This window comes from Cohnella pontilimi (assembly GCF_005049045.1).
Lineage (GTDB): Bacteria > Bacillota > Bacilli > Paenibacillales > Paenibacillaceae > Cohnella > Cohnella pontilimi.
This window is the reverse complement of the sequence record NZ_SUPK01000001.1, coordinates 724923-741397: the sequence shown is the minus strand read 5'-3', so window position 1 is coordinate 741397 and position 16475 is coordinate 724923. Positions and strand designations below refer to the sequence as shown.

Below are 16475 nucleotides of genomic sequence, written 5' to 3'. Positions count from 1 at the left end.
GCCTGTTGCCGTAATTATGACTTGATTCCATAATCTGCTTGCAGGGATCGGCAATTTCATTTACACTTTAATTGAACTGTGTTCACTTAAAGGAGACTTCATAATGGACCGTCCCAGAACCGACAAGAGAACCATCATTCGGCGGCGCCAGAAAGAACAAAAAGAAGAACTCCGTGCCCACATCCTCCGGACAGCAGGCCAATTATTCGTTGAGCTCGGTTACAGCAACTTCTCAATGCGTAAACTGGCGGAGCGAATCGGTTATTCACCAGCGACGCTGTATGTGTATTTTCGCGATAAGGATGACCTGCTCTTTCTTGTTGTTGACGATGCATTCATGCGGTTCACGGAGAGGCTGGAGGCGGCGGCGTCCGGTGGTACCGATATGTGGGAGCGGCTGGGACGTTTAGGTGAAGCCTACGTCACTTTTGGTCTGGAGCATCCCGCTTATTATCAACTCATGTTCATGTGGCGTATTGATTATTTAATGGAGCCGCAAGGTATCCAGAAGATTCCTCGCGTGCAAGCGTTCGACGTCTTGTTACGCACAGTTCGCGATGCGATGGAGCAGGGAGTGTTACGGGCGGAGAGCCCGGAGACGGCTAGTGACTTGCTTTGGGCTGCGATGCATGGTATCGTCTCGCTCTCGATTCAGATGCCCATGTTCAATCAACAGCGAACCGAGAAACTTATGCGTCATGCGATGGAGATGTTATATAAAGCCTTGCATAGCTAGGCTTTTTCTTTTGAATATAATTGAACGCTGTTCAAATAAAAGGAGGGTGATTAATATTATGACTTTGTTCAGCATGTTGTTGGTGTTCCATATCATTGCCGGTGCCATTTGTTTGATCTGCGGGACGATATCCGTTTTCGCTCGAAAGAAGAAGGGAGTACATACTCTGGCGGGCGAAGTGTATCATGGCAGCTATGTGGCGGTGGCGGTGACAGCTTTGGCAATGTCAGTGATGAAGTGGTCCGAGCTTGCGTTTCTCTTTTTTATCGCTCTTTTCTCGTATGCATTCGCTTTATATGGGTACTTGGCGAGAAAGCGGCAAAAGCAGCATTGGCTGAAGCATCATATCAACGGAATGCTGGGCTCCTACATCGGAGTAATCACCGCAGTGCTGGTGGTGAATGGTGAAGCAGTGTCCAAATGGATCGGTATACCTTCCTGGCTTCTTTGGTTCCTGCCGACCATCATAGGCTCGCCGCTAATTCGCATGACGATAGCTCGACATGGATTAGGCGCATCTAAACGTGAAAACCGGCAATCCACACCGAACGGACGTAAACCTTGAGCACAGCTTCCAAAATGATGCCGGATCGTTCGTCCCAACCAGCGTAAACATGATAGTTCAACGACACCAGGCTGCCTATGATCGGCAGCCTGGTGCAGCAAACGGGCAGTTCCTTAACGAATATTTTCAAATGCGGAGTTATTCGTGTCTTGGAAGAAAACCTCATCGGAGTTAGAACACGTGTAATCAGAACTGTTACTTTGAGCATTAAGCGGCCTGAACCGTCCAGTATAACGAAGCCACTGTTATCATAAAACTCGCATATGAGCCTGTCATTTGTCACATTAACGTTACCCACCCGCGATGGCCATACAGAAGTGACTTTCCCGTTTGCATCGACTTTGTGAAGACCAATCTCCGTTTTATAGTTCATTCATTTGAGAAGATATTTGTAGTCAAAGGAATACAATTTAAGACAATAAATCTGAACCGAAATAGAATAATGGTTGATCAAGTAGAGGAAATAAAATAAGACAAGCCGATGGTGGAAGAATCGTACACAGGAATTCTAGAATTTCCAAGTGACAATGACCCGTGCGCAACCCTATAGCACGCGAAAGCCCCTGGTCACCAGGGGCTTTCGTCTGTCTATGCGTTCATGCCCCGTTTCACCCAATCGGCGATCATCACGACACGCTTGGCTTGATGAACCACCGCGCCCCGGGGATCCCCTTGAATTTTGCCGTCTTGATCGACGCTTACGCTGGTTCCGTATGGGTTCCCGCCGGCCGCATAGAGAACGGGGTCGGTGTAACCCGGCGCCGCCACGATCGCACCCCAATGATACATCGACGTGTAGAGGGACAATATTGTCGCTTCTTGCCCTCCGTGCGCGTTTTGGGCGGAAGTCATGGCGCTGACCACTTTATTGACGGTTTTGCCGTGGAACCAAATGCCGCCTGACGTGTCGAGAAATTGTTTCATTTGTGACGCCACATTGCCGAAGCGGGTCGGCGTGCTGAAAATAATCGCATCCGATCGCACGATATCGTCCGTCGTAACAACGGGGATGTCGCGGGTCGCCTCTACGTGCGCTTTCCAAGCCGGATTGGCGTCGATGACCGACTGCGGCGCCAGCTCCGGCACCTTGTAAATGGTCACTTCCGCGCCGGCTTCTTTGCCGCCTTCCGCCGCCCATTGGGCTAACTGATAGTTGGTGCCGGTCGAACTGTAATACACGATCGCCAAATTCACATTCGCCATGGAGAGAACCTCGTTCCTTTCCGGTACGTTCTGGGATTCCATAGTCAGCATGAACATTTGAACCGAAAACTATGCGCGAAGTTCGGAGGATATATATTGTGTCATAAATATAAATGTGTTATACCATATACAATGACTTCCAAAACGGAAGAGGGTTTGGGTGATGGAGAGGGAGCTAGCGCTTGATATTGTTCGTGTCACCGAGATGGCGGCGTTGGCGGCGGCGCCTTGGATGGGACGGGGCGACAAATTCGCCGCGGCCGCGTCCGCCGTACGCGTGATGCATGCCATGTTCGATTCTGTGCCGATCCGCGGGGCGGTCATCATCGGGGAAGGGGAACAGGACGAAACGCACAGGTTATATGTGGGCGAACAGGTTGGCGATACGGACGGACCTGAGGTGGACGTCGCGGTGGATGCGCTGGAAGGCACGGATATCGTGGCCAAAGGGCTGAACAATGCGATGTCCGTTGCGGTCTTGTCGGCCAAGGGAGGGCTGATGCGCGTTCCCGACATGTATATGGAGAAGCTGGCCGTGGGGCCGGGGCTGGTCGGCAAGCTGAAGCTGACGGATCCGATCGAGCTCACGGTGCAGAAGGCGGCGGAGGAATTGCACAAGCCGGTATCGGAATTGACGGTGATGATTCTGGACCGCCGGCGCCATGAAGAATTAATCCGCAGTCTTCGCAAAGTCGGCGTGCGCCTGAAGTTTCTTCCCGACGGGGACGTGGCGGGCGCAATGGCCCCGGCATTTGCAGAATCGGGAATCGATCTGTATGTCGGATCCGGCGGAGCTTCAGAGGGTGTATTGGCGGCTGCCGCACTGCGATGCTTGGGCGGGGAACTGCAGGGGCGATTGATGCCCGCCGATGCAGGTGAATATAGCCGATGCATCGCCATGGGAATCGAGGATCCATACAAGCTGCTCAAGACGGAAGATATGGTGGGCAAGGGTGAAGTCATTTTCGCGGCCACGGGGGTTACGCCGGGCGAATTTCTCGGAGGCGTGCGATATTTGCCGGAGCAGCGGGCCGAGACGCAATCGCTTGTGATGCGCGCCGGCACGAAGACGATTCGCTTTATCCGAACTGTTCATGACCTGACCGTTCATCACTTATCGACACAGCCGGCCGCCGGACCGTGATTAAAAAACAGACATTCCGGTTATTCTTATCCCGACCCAAATCATGCTGCGGAAGGATGTTGCTACGTGAAATTTTTTCTGGATACTGGTAATATCGAAGAAATCAAACGCATCGTCAAACTAGGCCTCGTGGACGGCGTAACGACCAACCCTTCGCTGATCGCCAAGGAAGGCCGCGTGTTTAAAGAAGTGATTCAAGAAATCACTTCGATTGTAAGCGGGCCCGTCAGCGCCGAAGTCATCAGTCTCGAAGTCGACGGCATGCTGAAAGAAGCGCACGAAATTGCCGAATGGGCGCCCAATGTCGTGATCAAGTTGCCGATGACCGAAGCCGGCTTGGAAGCGACTCACCGGCTGGCCCAAGAAGGCATCAAAACGAACGTTACGCTCATCTTCAGCGTTGCGCAAGGCTTGATGGCCGCCAAAGCCGGCGCTACGTACATCAGTCCTTTCGTTGGCCGGCTTGACGATATCGGAGTGGACGGCATGCAACTGATCCGCGATCTTCGCGAAATCCTTGACCTGTACGGCTTGCGATCGGAAATTATCGCGGCCAGTATTCGGGGAATCGGGCATGTGGAGCAAGCGGCCTTGGCCGGCGCCCATATCGCGACGATCCCCGGCTCGCTGCTTCCGTCCTTATGGAAACATCCGCTGACGGACGTCGGAATCGAGCGGTTCCTGAAAGATTGGGAGAAGGTTCCGAAAATGTAACGCCAACAAGCCGCTTCATCACGAAGCGGCTTTTGTACGGGTTGAAGGGGGAATTCCGTATCGAACTCACGCGCAGACAATCGGAGATTATCGATTTGGTGAAGCGGCATGCGCCGGTTACGGGAGAACAAATCGCCGAACATCTCGGGCTCAGCCGTCCCACGATCCGATCGGATTTATCGGTGCTGATCATGCTTGGCCATCTTGACGCGAAGCCGAAGGTGGGGTATTTTCTCGGCAAGGAGCAATCCTCCGTCGGCCGGCTGAAAGACAAGCTCACGAATCTGAAAGTGCAGGATTTGATGAGCCGGCCGTTCGTCATTTCGGAGCAAGCGACAGTGAACGACGCGGTCATCTCCTTGTTTACGGAAAACACGGGCATGCTTTCGGTAACCGACGCGCAAGGCTGCTTGTCCGGCATGGTGTCCGCCAAAGATTTGCTCAAGGTCGCACTGGGGAATCCGGCTGCCGCCTCCATTCCGATCAGCATGGTGATGACAAGACTTCCTCGAATTATAACGGTGCTTCCTGAGGATACCCTGTGGAAGGCCGCCAGCAAAATGCTGGAGAATCAGATCGGCGGGCTGCCGGTCGTGCGCCCGCTTGAATCGCCGGAAATGAAGGGCAAGCTTGAAGTGATCGGCCGGATCACCAAAACGAATATCATGCAGTTTCTGGTGGAATTGTCGTCGGATACGTAGGTTTCGGGGGGAGTGCAGATGTCGGACCACGATACAAAAACCATTTTCGTTTGTTCTGATGCGGTGGGAGAAACGGCGGAAGCCGTCGCCCGGGCGACCGCAAGACAATTTGCGATGGAGCAGGTTCGCATTAAGCGTTTCGGCCATATCAAGACGGAAGAAGAAGTCCAGGCGATTGTCCGGGAGGCTGCCGCGGAACGCGGGTTTATCGCATATACCCTGGTGCAGCCGGAGCTCCGCGATACGATGCGGGAGGAAACGATCCGAGCCGGCGTACGCGCCGTCGACGTCATGGGACCGATGATGCAGGCCTTTATCGATACGTTCAATGATTCCCCGAAATATACGCCCGGCTTGCTGCACGAGATGGATGAAGTTTATTTTCGGAAAATTGAAGCCGTTGAGTTCGCGGTAAAATATGATGACGGCAAAGACGCGAGGGGATTTCTGCAGGCGCAGGTGGTATTGGTGGGCGTGTCCCGGACGTCGAAGACGCCGCTCAGCATCTACTTGGCGCATAAAGGAATCAAAGCGGCCAATTATCCGCTGACGATCGAAGTGAAGCCGCCGGAAGAGCTTTTTGCGGTTGCCCCGAAAACAATGGTGGTCGGTTTGACGATGCAGCCCGAGCGGATGCTACGGATCCGGTCCGAGAGACTGCGCGCACTCGGCCTTCCGAGTCAAGCGCATTACGCCTCGATGGAGCGGATTGAACGGGAGCTGGCATTCGCCGGCGAAATCATGGAACGGCTCCAATGCCCGGTCATCGACGTGACGGAAAAGTCGATCGAGGAAACCGCCGGCCTCATTTTGGAGATGCTTACGGTTTGAACATGCTGAAACAGGTTTGAACATGCTGAAGCCTTGGCGGATCGCCAAGGCTTTTTGGGTGTGTCTTAATGGGGGGCAGAAGCCAACAAATTGAGAATCATTTGCTGCTGGCGTTTGGAGCAGGGGATGCGCTTGGTCGAATCGCCGAAACATAGGGCGTCCTCTTCCATATGCGTGATCTTCCCGGCATTGACGTAACAATTCGCTTCCAGACGAAAGAAGGCCGTGTCCGAAGTGAGCCGTTTTCTTTCCTCGGGTGACAGCCTTCTTTTGATGTTGTAGTTTTTGCCGTGAAAGCTGACCAGGTCGTGGCTCCCCACTTTAAAGTACAAGGTGTCGGTTCGCGGATCGAAATCTTCATACACATTTCTATCCTGCAGCGCTACATTCATCATTCCAAAATCCCCTTTCGGAAAAGATGTCTTTTGGTAGCGCTTTCATTATATCACCATTTTTAAGTAAAACAAGAGCCGTTCCCCAGTTTCATCATGTTTTTTACTAGTATTGCCACCGAGCCCACCTCCGCAATCATCCGATTGCCGCTGCATAGGAATGGAGACACACAACGATTCTCACTTAGATGTCGGATAATCTGACATCAATCGCCACAATCATCCCCAAATCCCGAATGTTGTCGATACAAAATGTATTGTTTTATGCTAATCTGGGTAATCATTTTAGAAAACAACGTGTAATTACTCATTAATGTTCGTTATAATGAGGATGTGAGATTCATGTGCGTTATATATTCTAACATGAGATTCACGGAGACATAAGCCGTTGACAGGAGGTGATTTACGCATGCAGGCCGCACCTTACACGCTTTCGCCGGAGGATTTGTACTTGTTCAATACCGGCCAACTATTCCGGGCTTATCGTACCCTTGGCGCGCATGCGACAGAATGGAGCGATAAAAACGGCGTTCGTTTCGCAGTGTGGGCGCCTAACGCCCTCGCCGTGTCCGTCGTGGGTGATTTTAACAACTGGGACGGCAAGGAGCACCGTATGGAGATGGCCGGTACGACCGGCGTCTGGGTGTTGTTTGTGCCTCAAATTGGGGAAGGCGAAAGGTACAAGTACGAAGTGATCGATGCGCATGGCCGGCGGAAGCTGAAATCGGACCCTTTTGCTTTTCGAAGCGAATTGCGGCCGAACACAGCGTCGATCGTGGCCGATTTAGACCTGTACGAATGGCAGGATCAGGCGTGGATGGAACAGAAGCGGCGCAATCCGCCGTACCAAAGACCCATGCTGATCTATGAAGTACATCTCGGTTCCTGGAAAATGGATGCTCCCGAGCAATTCCGTACTTACGTTGAGCTGGCGGAAGAGCTGGTCGATTACGTGGCAGATATGGGATACACGCACATCGAGCTTCTGCCCTTAGGCGAACATCCGCTGGATCGTTCTTGGGGCTATCAGACGACCGGCTTTTATTCCGCGACAAGCCGTTACGGCCCGCCGGAGGGACTGCAAAAGCTCGTCGACCGCTGTCACCGGGAGGGGATCGGCGTGCTTTTGGACTGGGTGCCTGGTCATTTTTGCAGAGACGACCACGGGCTTCGCCTCTTTGACGGCACGGCTTTGTACGAACCGTCGGACGATCGCCTGGCCGATAAGCAGCTCTGGGGGACGCTCGCGTTCGATTTCGGCAAGCCGGAAGTGGTCAGCTTCCTGATTTCTAACGCACTCTTTTGGATGGATGTGTACCACATCGACGGGCTTCGTGTGGATGCGGTCGCCAGCATGATCGATTTGCATTTCGACAAACCCGAAGACCGGAAGACGAACAACCGTTACGGAACGTCGGAACATCTCGAAGCGCTTGATTTTATCCGGACGCTGAACGAGATCGTCTTTCGTCATTATCCCGACAACCTCATGATTGCAGAAGATTCCTCCGCTTACCCCGCGGTGACGATGCCCGTCTATCTAGGGGGTCTCGGATTCAACTACAAGTGGAATATGGGCTGGATGAACGACGTGCTGAAGTATATGGAAACCGATCCTGACCACCGTTCGTCCCGCCATTCGCTCATGACCTTTTCGCTTTGGTACGCCTATTCCGAAAATTACGTTCTGCCGCTGTCCCACGACGAGGTGGTTCACGGCAAACGTTCGCTGCTGCACAAAATGCCCGGAAGTTATCCGGAGAAGTTCGCCAATCTCCGGCTTTTATACGGATATTGGATGTCGCATCCCGGCAAAAAGCTGCTGTTCATGGGCAGCGAGTTCGGCCAGTTTGACGAATGGAAAGATTTCACCGGCCTCGACTGGATGCTGCTCACGTACCCGCTTCATGACAGCATGCACCGGTTTGTGAGGCGCCTCAACCGGCTGTACGCGGAGCTGCCTCAGCTGTGGGAATGCGATCATCACGCGGACGCTTTCACGTGGATCGACGTCAATAACGCGCAGCAATCCGTTCTTTCGTTTTACCGCCTCGCGCGTTCCACGGATACGCCGGTGGTCATCATTTGCAACTTCTCGCGTCACGCATATCCCGCGTATCGCTTCGGCGTGCCTCTGCCTGGCCGGTACCGGCTTCTCCTGAATACCGACGAGGCCGACTACGGAGGCAACGGCCTTCCTGTTCCCGAGGTGACCGAAGCGGATGAGCCTCCGATGCACGGCAAGCCTTGCAGCATCGAAATCCCTTTACCTGCACTAACCTGCCAGATTTGGATTCCGGAAGAAGTTCCCGCACAGTCGTTGTCGTCACTTGCCACGCCTATATAGGGGAAGGAGTGTTCATCCATGCGCCGCAACGAATGCATCGCCATGCTGCTTGCCGGGGGAGAAGGCCGCCGGCTCGGCGTCTTGACCAAGGATTTGGCCAAACCGGCTGTTCATTTCGGAGGAAAATACCGCATCATCGACTTTACGCTCAGCAATTGCATCCATTCCGGCATCGAGACGGTGGGGGTGCTGACCCAGTACCAGCCGCTCGTGCTGAATCAGTATCTCGGCATCGGGAGCCCGTGGGGACTCGATCGCCGGGAAGGCGGCATGCACGTGCTTCCGCCCTATGTCCGCTCCAAAGGAGGCACTTGGTATAAAGGAACCGCGAATGCCATCTATCAGAACATCGGATTTATCGAACGCTACGACCCCGAGCACGTCCTCATCATTTCCGGCGATCACATTTACAAAATGAATTACGACCTGCTGCTGGAGGCGCACAAAGAGAAGCGGGCGGACGCCACGATTGCCGTCATCACCGTACCGTGGGCGGACGCCAGCCGTTTCGGGATCTTGAGCGTGGACGAGGACAGCCGGGTCGTCGAATTCGCGGAAAAACCGAAAAAGCCGAACAGCAATCTCGCTTCCATGGGCGTATACATGTTCTCTTGGCCGGTTCTCAGGGAAGCGTTAATCCGCGATGAGGCGGACAAAAGCTCCTCCAACGACTTCGGAAAAGATATCATCCCCACCCTGCTGAAAGAACAAGCCCGGCTCTTCTCCTACCGTTTCAACGGATATTGGAAGGATGTCGGGACGATCGAAAGCTTGTGGCAAGCCAACATGGATTTGCTGGACGACGAACCGGCACTGCATTTGGACGATCGTTCCTGGCGCATTTTCTCCGTGAATCCGAACCGGCCGGCCCAATATGTAGCTCCGCACGCTAAAATTAGCAGCTCGATCGTGAACGAAGGATGCCTTGTGGACGGAGAAGTGAACCGCTCGGTGCTGTTCCAAGGGGTCATGGCGGCAGAAGGCAGCATCATCGAGGATTCCGTCATCATGCCGGGGGCCGCGATCGGCCGCGGAGCCCGCGTCATCCGCGCCATTGTCGGCGAGGGAGCGGTAGTGGGAGACGGGTGCGTGGTCGGCAGCATTGATTCGGAAGAGATCGCGGTCGTAGGCAGCGGGGAAACCATTTCGCTCAAAGCTGAAATGCAGGAGGTGGAGCAAGTATGAAGCTGCCGATGCTTGGCGTCATCAATCTGATTCACGAAGCGGACGAAATGGGTCAGCTAACGGCGAATCGATGTCTTGCGACGGTTCCTTTTGGAGGACGTTACCGTCTGATCGATTTTACGCTGTCCTCGATGGTCAATTCCGGCATCCCCAAAGTGGCTGTTTTTGCACATACGAAATTCCGTTCACTCATGGACCATGTAGGCACCGGAACGTACTGGGATTTGCACCGGAGAGGCAACGGCCTGTTCGTGCTTCCCCCTTCGATGGAAGACCAGACGGACTTCGGAAAAGGAGACTTGTACCACTTCTACAGACACCGAGATTACTTCACCCGCAGCAGTCCCCAGGAGTATGTCGTCATTTCCCGCAGCCATATGGTGTGCAACGTCGATTTTGCGAAAGTGCTGGACGATCATCTGGAGAGAGGGGCGGATATCACGGTCGTCTGCAAAAAGTCCGACGAACCATCGCCGGGCCTTGCACGTAAAGTGCTGGTGAACGGAGCAGGACGCATCACGGAAATGCAGGATCATTACGGACGGCTGAACAGCGACATCATCTCGATGGAAATGTACGTGCTGTCCAAAGAGCTGCTGCTTGACCTGGTGGAGACGTCGCTCGCCCGCGGACAGGACCATTTTGTGCGGCATGCAGTGGGGTCGATGCTCGGCCACTTAAAGGTGAACGCCTATTTGCACGAAGGCACGCTCGGCGTGGTCAACAACATTGCCGCCTATTATCGCCACAGTATGCAACTGCTCCAGCCGGATATTTGGCGCGATCTGTTTTTCAACCCGGGACCGATTTACACCAAAATCAAAGACGAACCGCCGACCCGATATAACAGCAGTGCCGACGTCACGCATTCCCTCATCGCCAACGGCTGCGACATCGAAGGGGCTGTGCATAACAGCATTTTGTTCCGCGGCGTGAAAGTGAGGAAAGGCGCCATCGTGCGCAACAGCATCATCATGCAAAACGGAGTCGTGGGGGAGAACGGCTCATTGGAAAATTGCATCCTCGACAAAGAGGTGGAAATACGCCCGCTGCAGCATTTGCGCGGAGCAGAAAACTTACCGTTCCTGGCGATCAAACGAAAGGTCATCTGAGACGGCGGAAGGATGGATAGGAGACATGAGAGTACTGTTCGCGGCATCGGAAGCGGTGCCGCTTGTGAAAACCGGGGGGCTTGCCGACGTGGTCGGCGCCCTTCCGAAAGCTCTTGCCAAACGCGGAGTGGACGTCACCGTCATGCTGCCCAAATACGGGGAAATTTCGAAGGACGTTACGGATCGTGCGGTATATTTGGGGTACACCTTCGTGCAAATGGGCTGGCGCCGGCAGTATTGCGGGGTTCTGGAGATCATCGAAGACGGAATCCGCTATCTGCTTCTGGATAACGAGTATTATTTCAACCGCGGATACTTGTACGGGTACGGGGATGAAGCGGAGCGGTTCACCTTCTTCAGCTTTGCGGTTCTGGATTCGCTGCAGGTGCTGAGCGAGATGCCGGATATTATCCATTGCCACGACTGGCAAACCGGGCTCATTCCGATGCTCCTTCGGACCCGGTACGCGAACCGCCCCGGTTATCGAGATATCCGTACGGTATTTACCGTACATAATCTGAAGTACCAAGGAGTGTTTCCCCGGGAGCTGCTCCAGGATTTGCTGTCGGCGGGAGACGATCTATTCACCGAGGACAAGCTGGAATTTTACGGTGCGGCCAGTTGTATGAAGGCCGGTCTTCGTTATGCGGACAAGCTTACCACCGTGAGCCCCACGTATGCGCGGGAAATCCAGACCGAGACGTACGGGGAAAAGCTGGACGGCTTGCTGCGCGAGCGGGCGGCGGATTTGTACGGCATCGTCAACGGGATCGACACCGATGAGTTCGACCCGATGAAGGACCCGCACGTGCCGGTTCCTTATCGCGATTCTCGAGCGAAGAAAAGGCAGAACAAAATCGCCCTGCAGCAGGAGCTTGGGCTTCAAGCGGACGGTTCGGTCCCCGTCATCGGCATCGTATCCCGTCTTGTGGATCAAAAAGGGTTGGACCTGGTCATCGAGGCGCTTCCCGAGCTTATGGAGGAAAATATTCAGATCGTCATTCTTGGAGCGGGCGAGCCTGCGCTGGAAGCCACGCTTCAGGAAGCGGTACAGCGTTACCCGGGACGCCTGGCGGTTTGGTTCGGCTTTAACGAAGGGCTGGCGCGGCGGATTTATGCCGGCTCGGATATTTATTTAATGCCGTCGAAATTCGAACCTTGCGGACTCAGCCAATTGATCGCCCTGAGATACCGGACGGTGCCGATCGTGCGAGAAACGGGAGGATTATGCGACACGGTCGAGTCGTTTAACGAATATACAGGTACAGGGAACGGTTTCAGCTTTGGTCCCGCTTCCGCCCACGATTTGCTGTTCACCGTTCGGAGAGCGCTGTTCTTTTATCGGGATGAGAACGCTTGGGCGAAAATTTTGGCGAATGGAGCCAAACGCAATTACGGGTGGGACAATTCCGCCCGCGAATATGAGCGGTTGTACCGTGAGTTGGCCGGATAAGCAGAGAGGAGTGAGGCTCATGGCTCGACATCTCGTGACCGGAAACGGAAAAATGCTCATCAACCTCGATAACTACGGCTACATTCGCGACCTTTATTTTCCTTACGTAGGACAGCTAAACCATGTCGGCGGTCAGTTATGCCGGCTCGGCGTATGGTGCAATGGAGAATTCGCCTGGCTCGACGACAAAAGCTGGTCGATCGACTTGGGTTACATTGAAGATTCCCTGGTCACGAACGTAACGGCGACAAACGAAAAGCTGGGCATTGAGCTTCAAATCAACGACGGCATTCACCAACGGGAATGTATTTTTCTGAAAAGGGTCGTCGTGCGGAATTTGGGCGATGCTCCTAAGGAAGTGCGCGTATTTTTCCATCACGATCTCATGATCGACGGCAGCGACGTCGGTGATACGGCGGCCTTCTATCCGGGGAACCGCACGGTGTTCCACTATAAACGTTCGTCCTATTTCATGTTTAACGGCAGATCCGAATGGGGCGGGATCTTCCAATTCTCTACCGGCATCAAGCGGTTCCAGTACGCCGAAGGCACTTGGCGGGACGCCGAGGACGGCGAATTGGCCGGCAACGCGATCGCGCAAGGCTCGGTGGACAGTACGGTAAGCTTCCGCACGCTGGTTGGCGCGGATTCGGAGAGTACGATTTACTACTGGATGTCGGTTGGTTCCGGATTGGAAGAGGTTAAAAGGCTGGACCAATATGTACTGGAAAGCGATCCGGAGAAGCTGCTGAGCCGCATCGTCATCTATTGGAATCATTGGCTCGAGCGTGTGGAAGGCAAACTCGCGGATCTGCCGCCGGCCGTGGTTCGCCAGTTCAAACACAGCCTGCTCATCGTGCGGACGCACATTGACGAGCAGGGAGCGATTTTGGCCGCGAACGATACCGATATTTTGCAGTACAATCGCGATCATTACAGCTATATGTGGCCCCGGGACGGCGCTTTGATTGCGGAAGCGATGTCGCTGGCGGGATATCATGGAACGATCACGCCGTTTTTCCATTTCTGCGAACAGGCGTTATCTCCGGACGGCTACTTGTATCACAAGTACAATCCGGACGGGACGGTCGGCTCCAGCTGGCATCCTTACGTGGTGAACGGCGTCCCTCGCCTGCCGATCCAGGAAGACGAGACCGCACTCGTGTTGTACGCGTTGTGGAAGGACTACGTCCGTCACGGAGAGATTGAACTGCCGCAATCGCTTTATGGCAAGCTGGTGCGGAAGACGTCCGAGTTCCTGTGCGATTACTTGGAAGAGTCGCTGGACCTGCCGAAGCCCAGCTACGATTTGTGGGAGGAAAGGTACGGCATCTGGACGTATACGGCCGCTTCGGTGTATGCCGGGTTGATGGCGGGATCCGGATTCGCGGAGCTGTTCGGGGATTATGACCGGAGCGACAAATATCGTGAAACGGCGGAGCGAGTCAAACGGGGGATATTGAAGCATCTGTGGGACGAAGAGGCCGGCCGTTTCGCCCGCGGGCTCGTTTGGACGGACGGCCAATGGGTGAAGGATATGACGATTGAGAGCAGCCTCTCCTTTTTGTCCGAATTCGGCGTGCTTCCGGCGGACGACAGCCGTGTGTCCGGTACGATGCAGGCGATATCGGAAGGCTTGTCGGTGAGAACAGAAATAGGCGGGATCGCAAGGTATACGTCGGACTACTATTTCCGGGTGTCGGAAGACGTGTATACCGTGCCGGGTAACCCGTGGATCATCTGCACACTGTGGCTGGCGAAATATCGGATCGAAACCGCTCGCAGCTTGGCGGAACTGGAAGAGCCCCGGCGCACGCTGGAAAAAGTAGCCGGGTTTGCCTTACCCGGCGGCAATTTTCCGGAGCAGATGAATCCGATGGACGGCTCGCCGCTATCCGTCGCCCCGCTCACCTGGTCGCACGCTACCTATGTGCAGACGGTCTCCGTCTACGTGCGCAAACACGAGCAGCTCTCTGCCTCGGCCAGCTCCGTCGGGCAGGTGAACAGCGGGAAAATGGCTTGAGGGTGGCGAATGTAACGGCAAATCCTGCCGTTAAATCGATTCTATTGACCTCGGACGTTGATTTAGCGGCAAATAATGCCGCTAAATCGTCGTTACTGAATCTTCGAGCGAAAATAGCGGCAAAAACTACCGTTAAATCGAGTCTGTAGGCCTCGAGCGTGGGTATAACGGCAAATATTGCCGCTAAATCGACTGTGTTGGCCTCGAACGAAAATTTAGCGGTAAATCCTGCCGCTAAACCATGAATCAAGGATTGTGAGCACTCTCGGCTTCTTGGCCGATTTAGATACTCCTATTAGCGGAACTGTGTTCCGCTAGTTTTATTGCCCGCAAGTCGGTAACGGTGAATCCTGGCTGTACCTGAGGCAGATTCAAGGTAACCTTCATCTACCATCTCGTGAAGAAGCTGACGTGCCGATCGATCACCAACGCCAAGACATGCGCACGCATCGGCTATTCCAAAATCGTTGTTGCCTACACGCACAGCAAGCCGGAGAATCTCCCGCTTTCGAAGCGGTAATTTTGATGTATCTTCTGCGTTCTCGCCATACCAGGCACCGAGCATCTCAGCGATCGTTTTTCGGCAATATGTTAGGTCGTCCTTCAAATCGTCGGTGGAGAAACGAAGGATATTCCAATTTCGCAAAACGATAGCGTTTTGTCTCCGTCTGTCTTTTCGGAATTCCCAGCGGTCCATATCTCGTGCGTGGGTAGCGAATCCGTCGACTTCAATCGCTGTAGGTTGCGGAATGCGAAGGTACGCGAAGTCCAAATAATAATAGCTGCCGTCTTTGTCCACGAACTCATATTCGGGATGCAGATCATCGAAATTACCTACAACCGGCCACCAAACCTGCTCCAAAAACAGCTTTTCCCCGTACCCGTGACCTTCTTTTAATCTCCGACGACTTTCACCTGTTCTCCGAGACATATGCGATTCTAGCCATTTGCTGTACTGTTCCTCGAATCCCATACTCATAGCCTCCAGAATAAATAATGAACCGCCCATAGGCTAGCTTCAGCGATTTCCACAAAAATTGCAACTTTTTCCTCGTTCATACGGTATTGTTAGAGATAGCAGAACGTTGGAATCGAGGGATGCGGATTTGGATACGATCGCGAAGTGGAATGCCGAGCTTCAACAATGCCGTCTGGATTTGGAACTCAAGCGGAAATGGGAGTCACGGCAGAGTAAACTGTCCACGGACATTAAGCGGCAGAGGCGGTTGGCTGAGGAATGCTTACAGATTCTTCAGAAGGAAGAGCAAGACGTCGAGCACTTGAACAATTCTTCTTTCTCGCAATTTTGGCTGCGCTTATTTGATCAATTGGATGACAGGCTTCGGGAAGAGGAACGGGAAGCGGCCGAAGCGAAACTGAAATACGATGCAGCGCAAGCCGCCCTTCGCGGAATGGAAGAGGAATTAGCCGACGTCACTCGGAAACTCGCCGAGATCGGAGATGCGGAGTCACGTTTACAACAATTGATGGGTCAAAAAGAATCCTGGATACGTGATCACGATGCTGCAGCAAAAGAGGAACTGGAACGCTTGTCGGAGCAACTGGCTTCCAACAAGGCACGCCAGACGGAAGTACAGGAGGCTTATCGCGCCGGACAAACCGCACAGCAGTGTTTGTCGCGGGCCGATGAACGGCTGAACTCCGCGAAAAACTGGGGTACTTACGACATGCTAGGCGGAGGCATGATCGCCACGATGGTGAAACACGGTCGAATCGACGAGGCGCAAGATCATATCCATGAAGCGCAACACTATTTGCGGAGGTTCGCCGAAGAATTGAAGGACTTGAACTGGGAAGCGCACACCAGCGGTCCTGAAGTCGGCGGATTTTTAAAATTCTCGGATTATTTCTTCGATGGTTTTATTGCCGACTGGATGGTGCAGGGGAAAATTCGTGACTCCATCGATTCGGTTGGAACGACTTCGAATCAAGTCGACGCGATTCTGCGAAAACTGGACGCCGAACGCCGCAAACTGGAGCAAGACTCCGTACACTACCGCAACCAATACGATGAACTGATCCAAAGGTACGGTTCATAACCTAAAAAA

The 16475-nt window shown here is 53.8% G+C and carries 15 protein-coding genes; 12 read left to right on the top strand and 3 right to left on the bottom strand.

Annotated elements, in window-relative coordinates; genetic code table 11:
* Window positions 1-103 precede the first annotated feature (103 nt).
* A complete protein-coding gene (locus E5161_RS03720) occupies window positions 104-736 on the top strand; it encodes a TetR/AcrR family transcriptional regulator (protein WP_136776306.1) in 633 nt (210 codons plus the stop codon).
* Window positions 737-794: 58 nt separating this feature from the next.
* Window positions 795-1301 carry a DUF2306 domain-containing protein gene (locus E5161_RS03715; protein ID WP_136776305.1) on the top strand — a complete coding sequence of 169 codons (507 nt, stop codon included), beginning with the start codon at window positions 795-797 and terminating at the stop codon, window positions 1299-1301.
* Window positions 1302-1889: 588 nt separating this feature from the next.
* Here E5161_RS03715 and wrbA read toward each other — a convergent pair.
* Window positions 1890-2504, bottom strand: a complete 615-nt coding sequence (wrbA, locus tag E5161_RS03710; RefSeq protein WP_136776304.1) for an NAD(P)H:quinone oxidoreductase type IV — start codon at window positions 2502-2504, stop codon at window positions 1890-1892.
* A gap of 163 nt (window positions 2505-2667) precedes the next feature.
* Here wrbA and glpX point away from each other — a divergent pair, with 163 nt between their 5' ends.
* From glpX to E5161_RS03690, 4 genes are all read left to right on the top strand, one after another.
* Entirely contained in the window at window positions 2668-3648 is a 981-nt protein-coding gene (glpX, locus tag E5161_RS03705) for a class II fructose-bisphosphatase (RefSeq protein ID WP_136776303.1), read from the top strand.
* A gap of 66 nt (window positions 3649-3714) precedes the next feature.
* Window positions 3715-4362 (top strand): fructose-6-phosphate aldolase, encoded by a 648-nt coding sequence (fsa, locus tag E5161_RS03700; RefSeq protein ID WP_136776302.1) that lies wholly within the window; start codon window positions 3715-3717, stop codon window positions 4360-4362.
* The gene (locus tag E5161_RS03695; RefSeq protein WP_342773808.1) at window positions 4338-5063 is read left to right on the top strand and encodes a helix-turn-helix transcriptional regulator; all 726 of its coding nucleotides are present in this window, start codon (window positions 4338-4340) and stop codon (window positions 5061-5063) included. The genes fsa and E5161_RS03695 overlap by 25 nt, the downstream gene beginning before the upstream one ends.
* 18 nt (window positions 5064-5081) lie before the next feature.
* A complete protein-coding gene (locus E5161_RS03690; protein WP_136776300.1) occupies window positions 5082-5894 on the top strand; it encodes a pyruvate, water dikinase regulatory protein in 813 nt (270 codons plus the stop codon).
* 65 nt (window positions 5895-5959) lie between these two features.
* Here E5161_RS03690 and E5161_RS03685 read toward each other — a convergent pair whose 3' ends face one another.
* On the bottom strand, window positions 5960-6289 hold the full coding sequence (locus E5161_RS03685) for a hypothetical protein (RefSeq protein ID WP_246042081.1): 330 nt from the start codon (window positions 6287-6289) through the stop codon (window positions 5960-5962).
* Between the two features lie 406 nt (window positions 6290-6695).
* On the opposite strand from E5161_RS03685, the gene glgB reads away from it, so the two are divergent.
* The 5 genes from glgB to E5161_RS03660 are packed head-to-tail and all read left to right on the top strand — an operon-like array spanning window position 6696 to window position 14406.
* Window positions 6696-8633: a 1,4-alpha-glucan branching protein GlgB gene (gene glgB / locus E5161_RS03680; RefSeq protein ID WP_136776299.1), complete on the top strand. Its 1938-nt coding sequence runs from the start codon at window positions 6696-6698 to the stop codon at window positions 8631-8633.
* Between the two features lie 18 nt (window positions 8634-8651).
* Window positions 8652-9818 carry a glucose-1-phosphate adenylyltransferase gene (locus tag E5161_RS03675; RefSeq protein ID WP_136776298.1) on the top strand — a complete coding sequence of 389 codons (1167 nt, stop codon included), beginning with the start codon at window positions 8652-8654 and terminating at the stop codon, window positions 9816-9818.
* A complete protein-coding gene (gene glgD, locus E5161_RS03670) occupies window positions 9815-10930 on the top strand; it encodes a glucose-1-phosphate adenylyltransferase subunit GlgD (RefSeq protein ID WP_211246674.1) in 1116 nt (371 codons plus the stop codon). The genes E5161_RS03675 and glgD overlap by 4 nt, the downstream gene beginning before the upstream one ends.
* A 25-nt stretch (window positions 10931-10955) precedes the next feature.
* The gene (gene glgA / locus E5161_RS03665) at window positions 10956-12383 is read left to right on the top strand and encodes a glycogen synthase GlgA (protein ID WP_136776297.1); all 1428 of its coding nucleotides are present in this window, start codon (window positions 10956-10958) and stop codon (window positions 12381-12383) included.
* A 19-nt stretch (window positions 12384-12402) separates the two neighbouring features.
* Entirely contained in the window at window positions 12403-14406 is a 2004-nt protein-coding gene (locus E5161_RS03660) for a glycoside hydrolase family 15 protein (protein ID WP_136776296.1), read from the top strand.
* Window positions 14407-14701: 295 nt separating this feature from the next.
* Here the strand turns inward: E5161_RS03660 and E5161_RS03655 are convergent, their stop codons facing one another.
* Window positions 14702-15379, bottom strand: coding sequence for a DNA-binding response regulator (locus E5161_RS03655; protein ID WP_136776295.1), 678 nt, complete (start codon window positions 15377-15379; stop codon window positions 14702-14704).
* A gap of 112 nt (window positions 15380-15491) precedes the next feature.
* Between E5161_RS03655 and E5161_RS03650 the strand changes: the two genes are divergently transcribed.
* Window positions 15492-16466, top strand: coding sequence for a hypothetical protein (locus E5161_RS03650; protein WP_136776294.1), 975 nt, complete (start codon window positions 15492-15494; stop codon window positions 16464-16466).
* The last annotated feature ends 9 nt before the right edge of the window (window positions 16467-16475 follow it).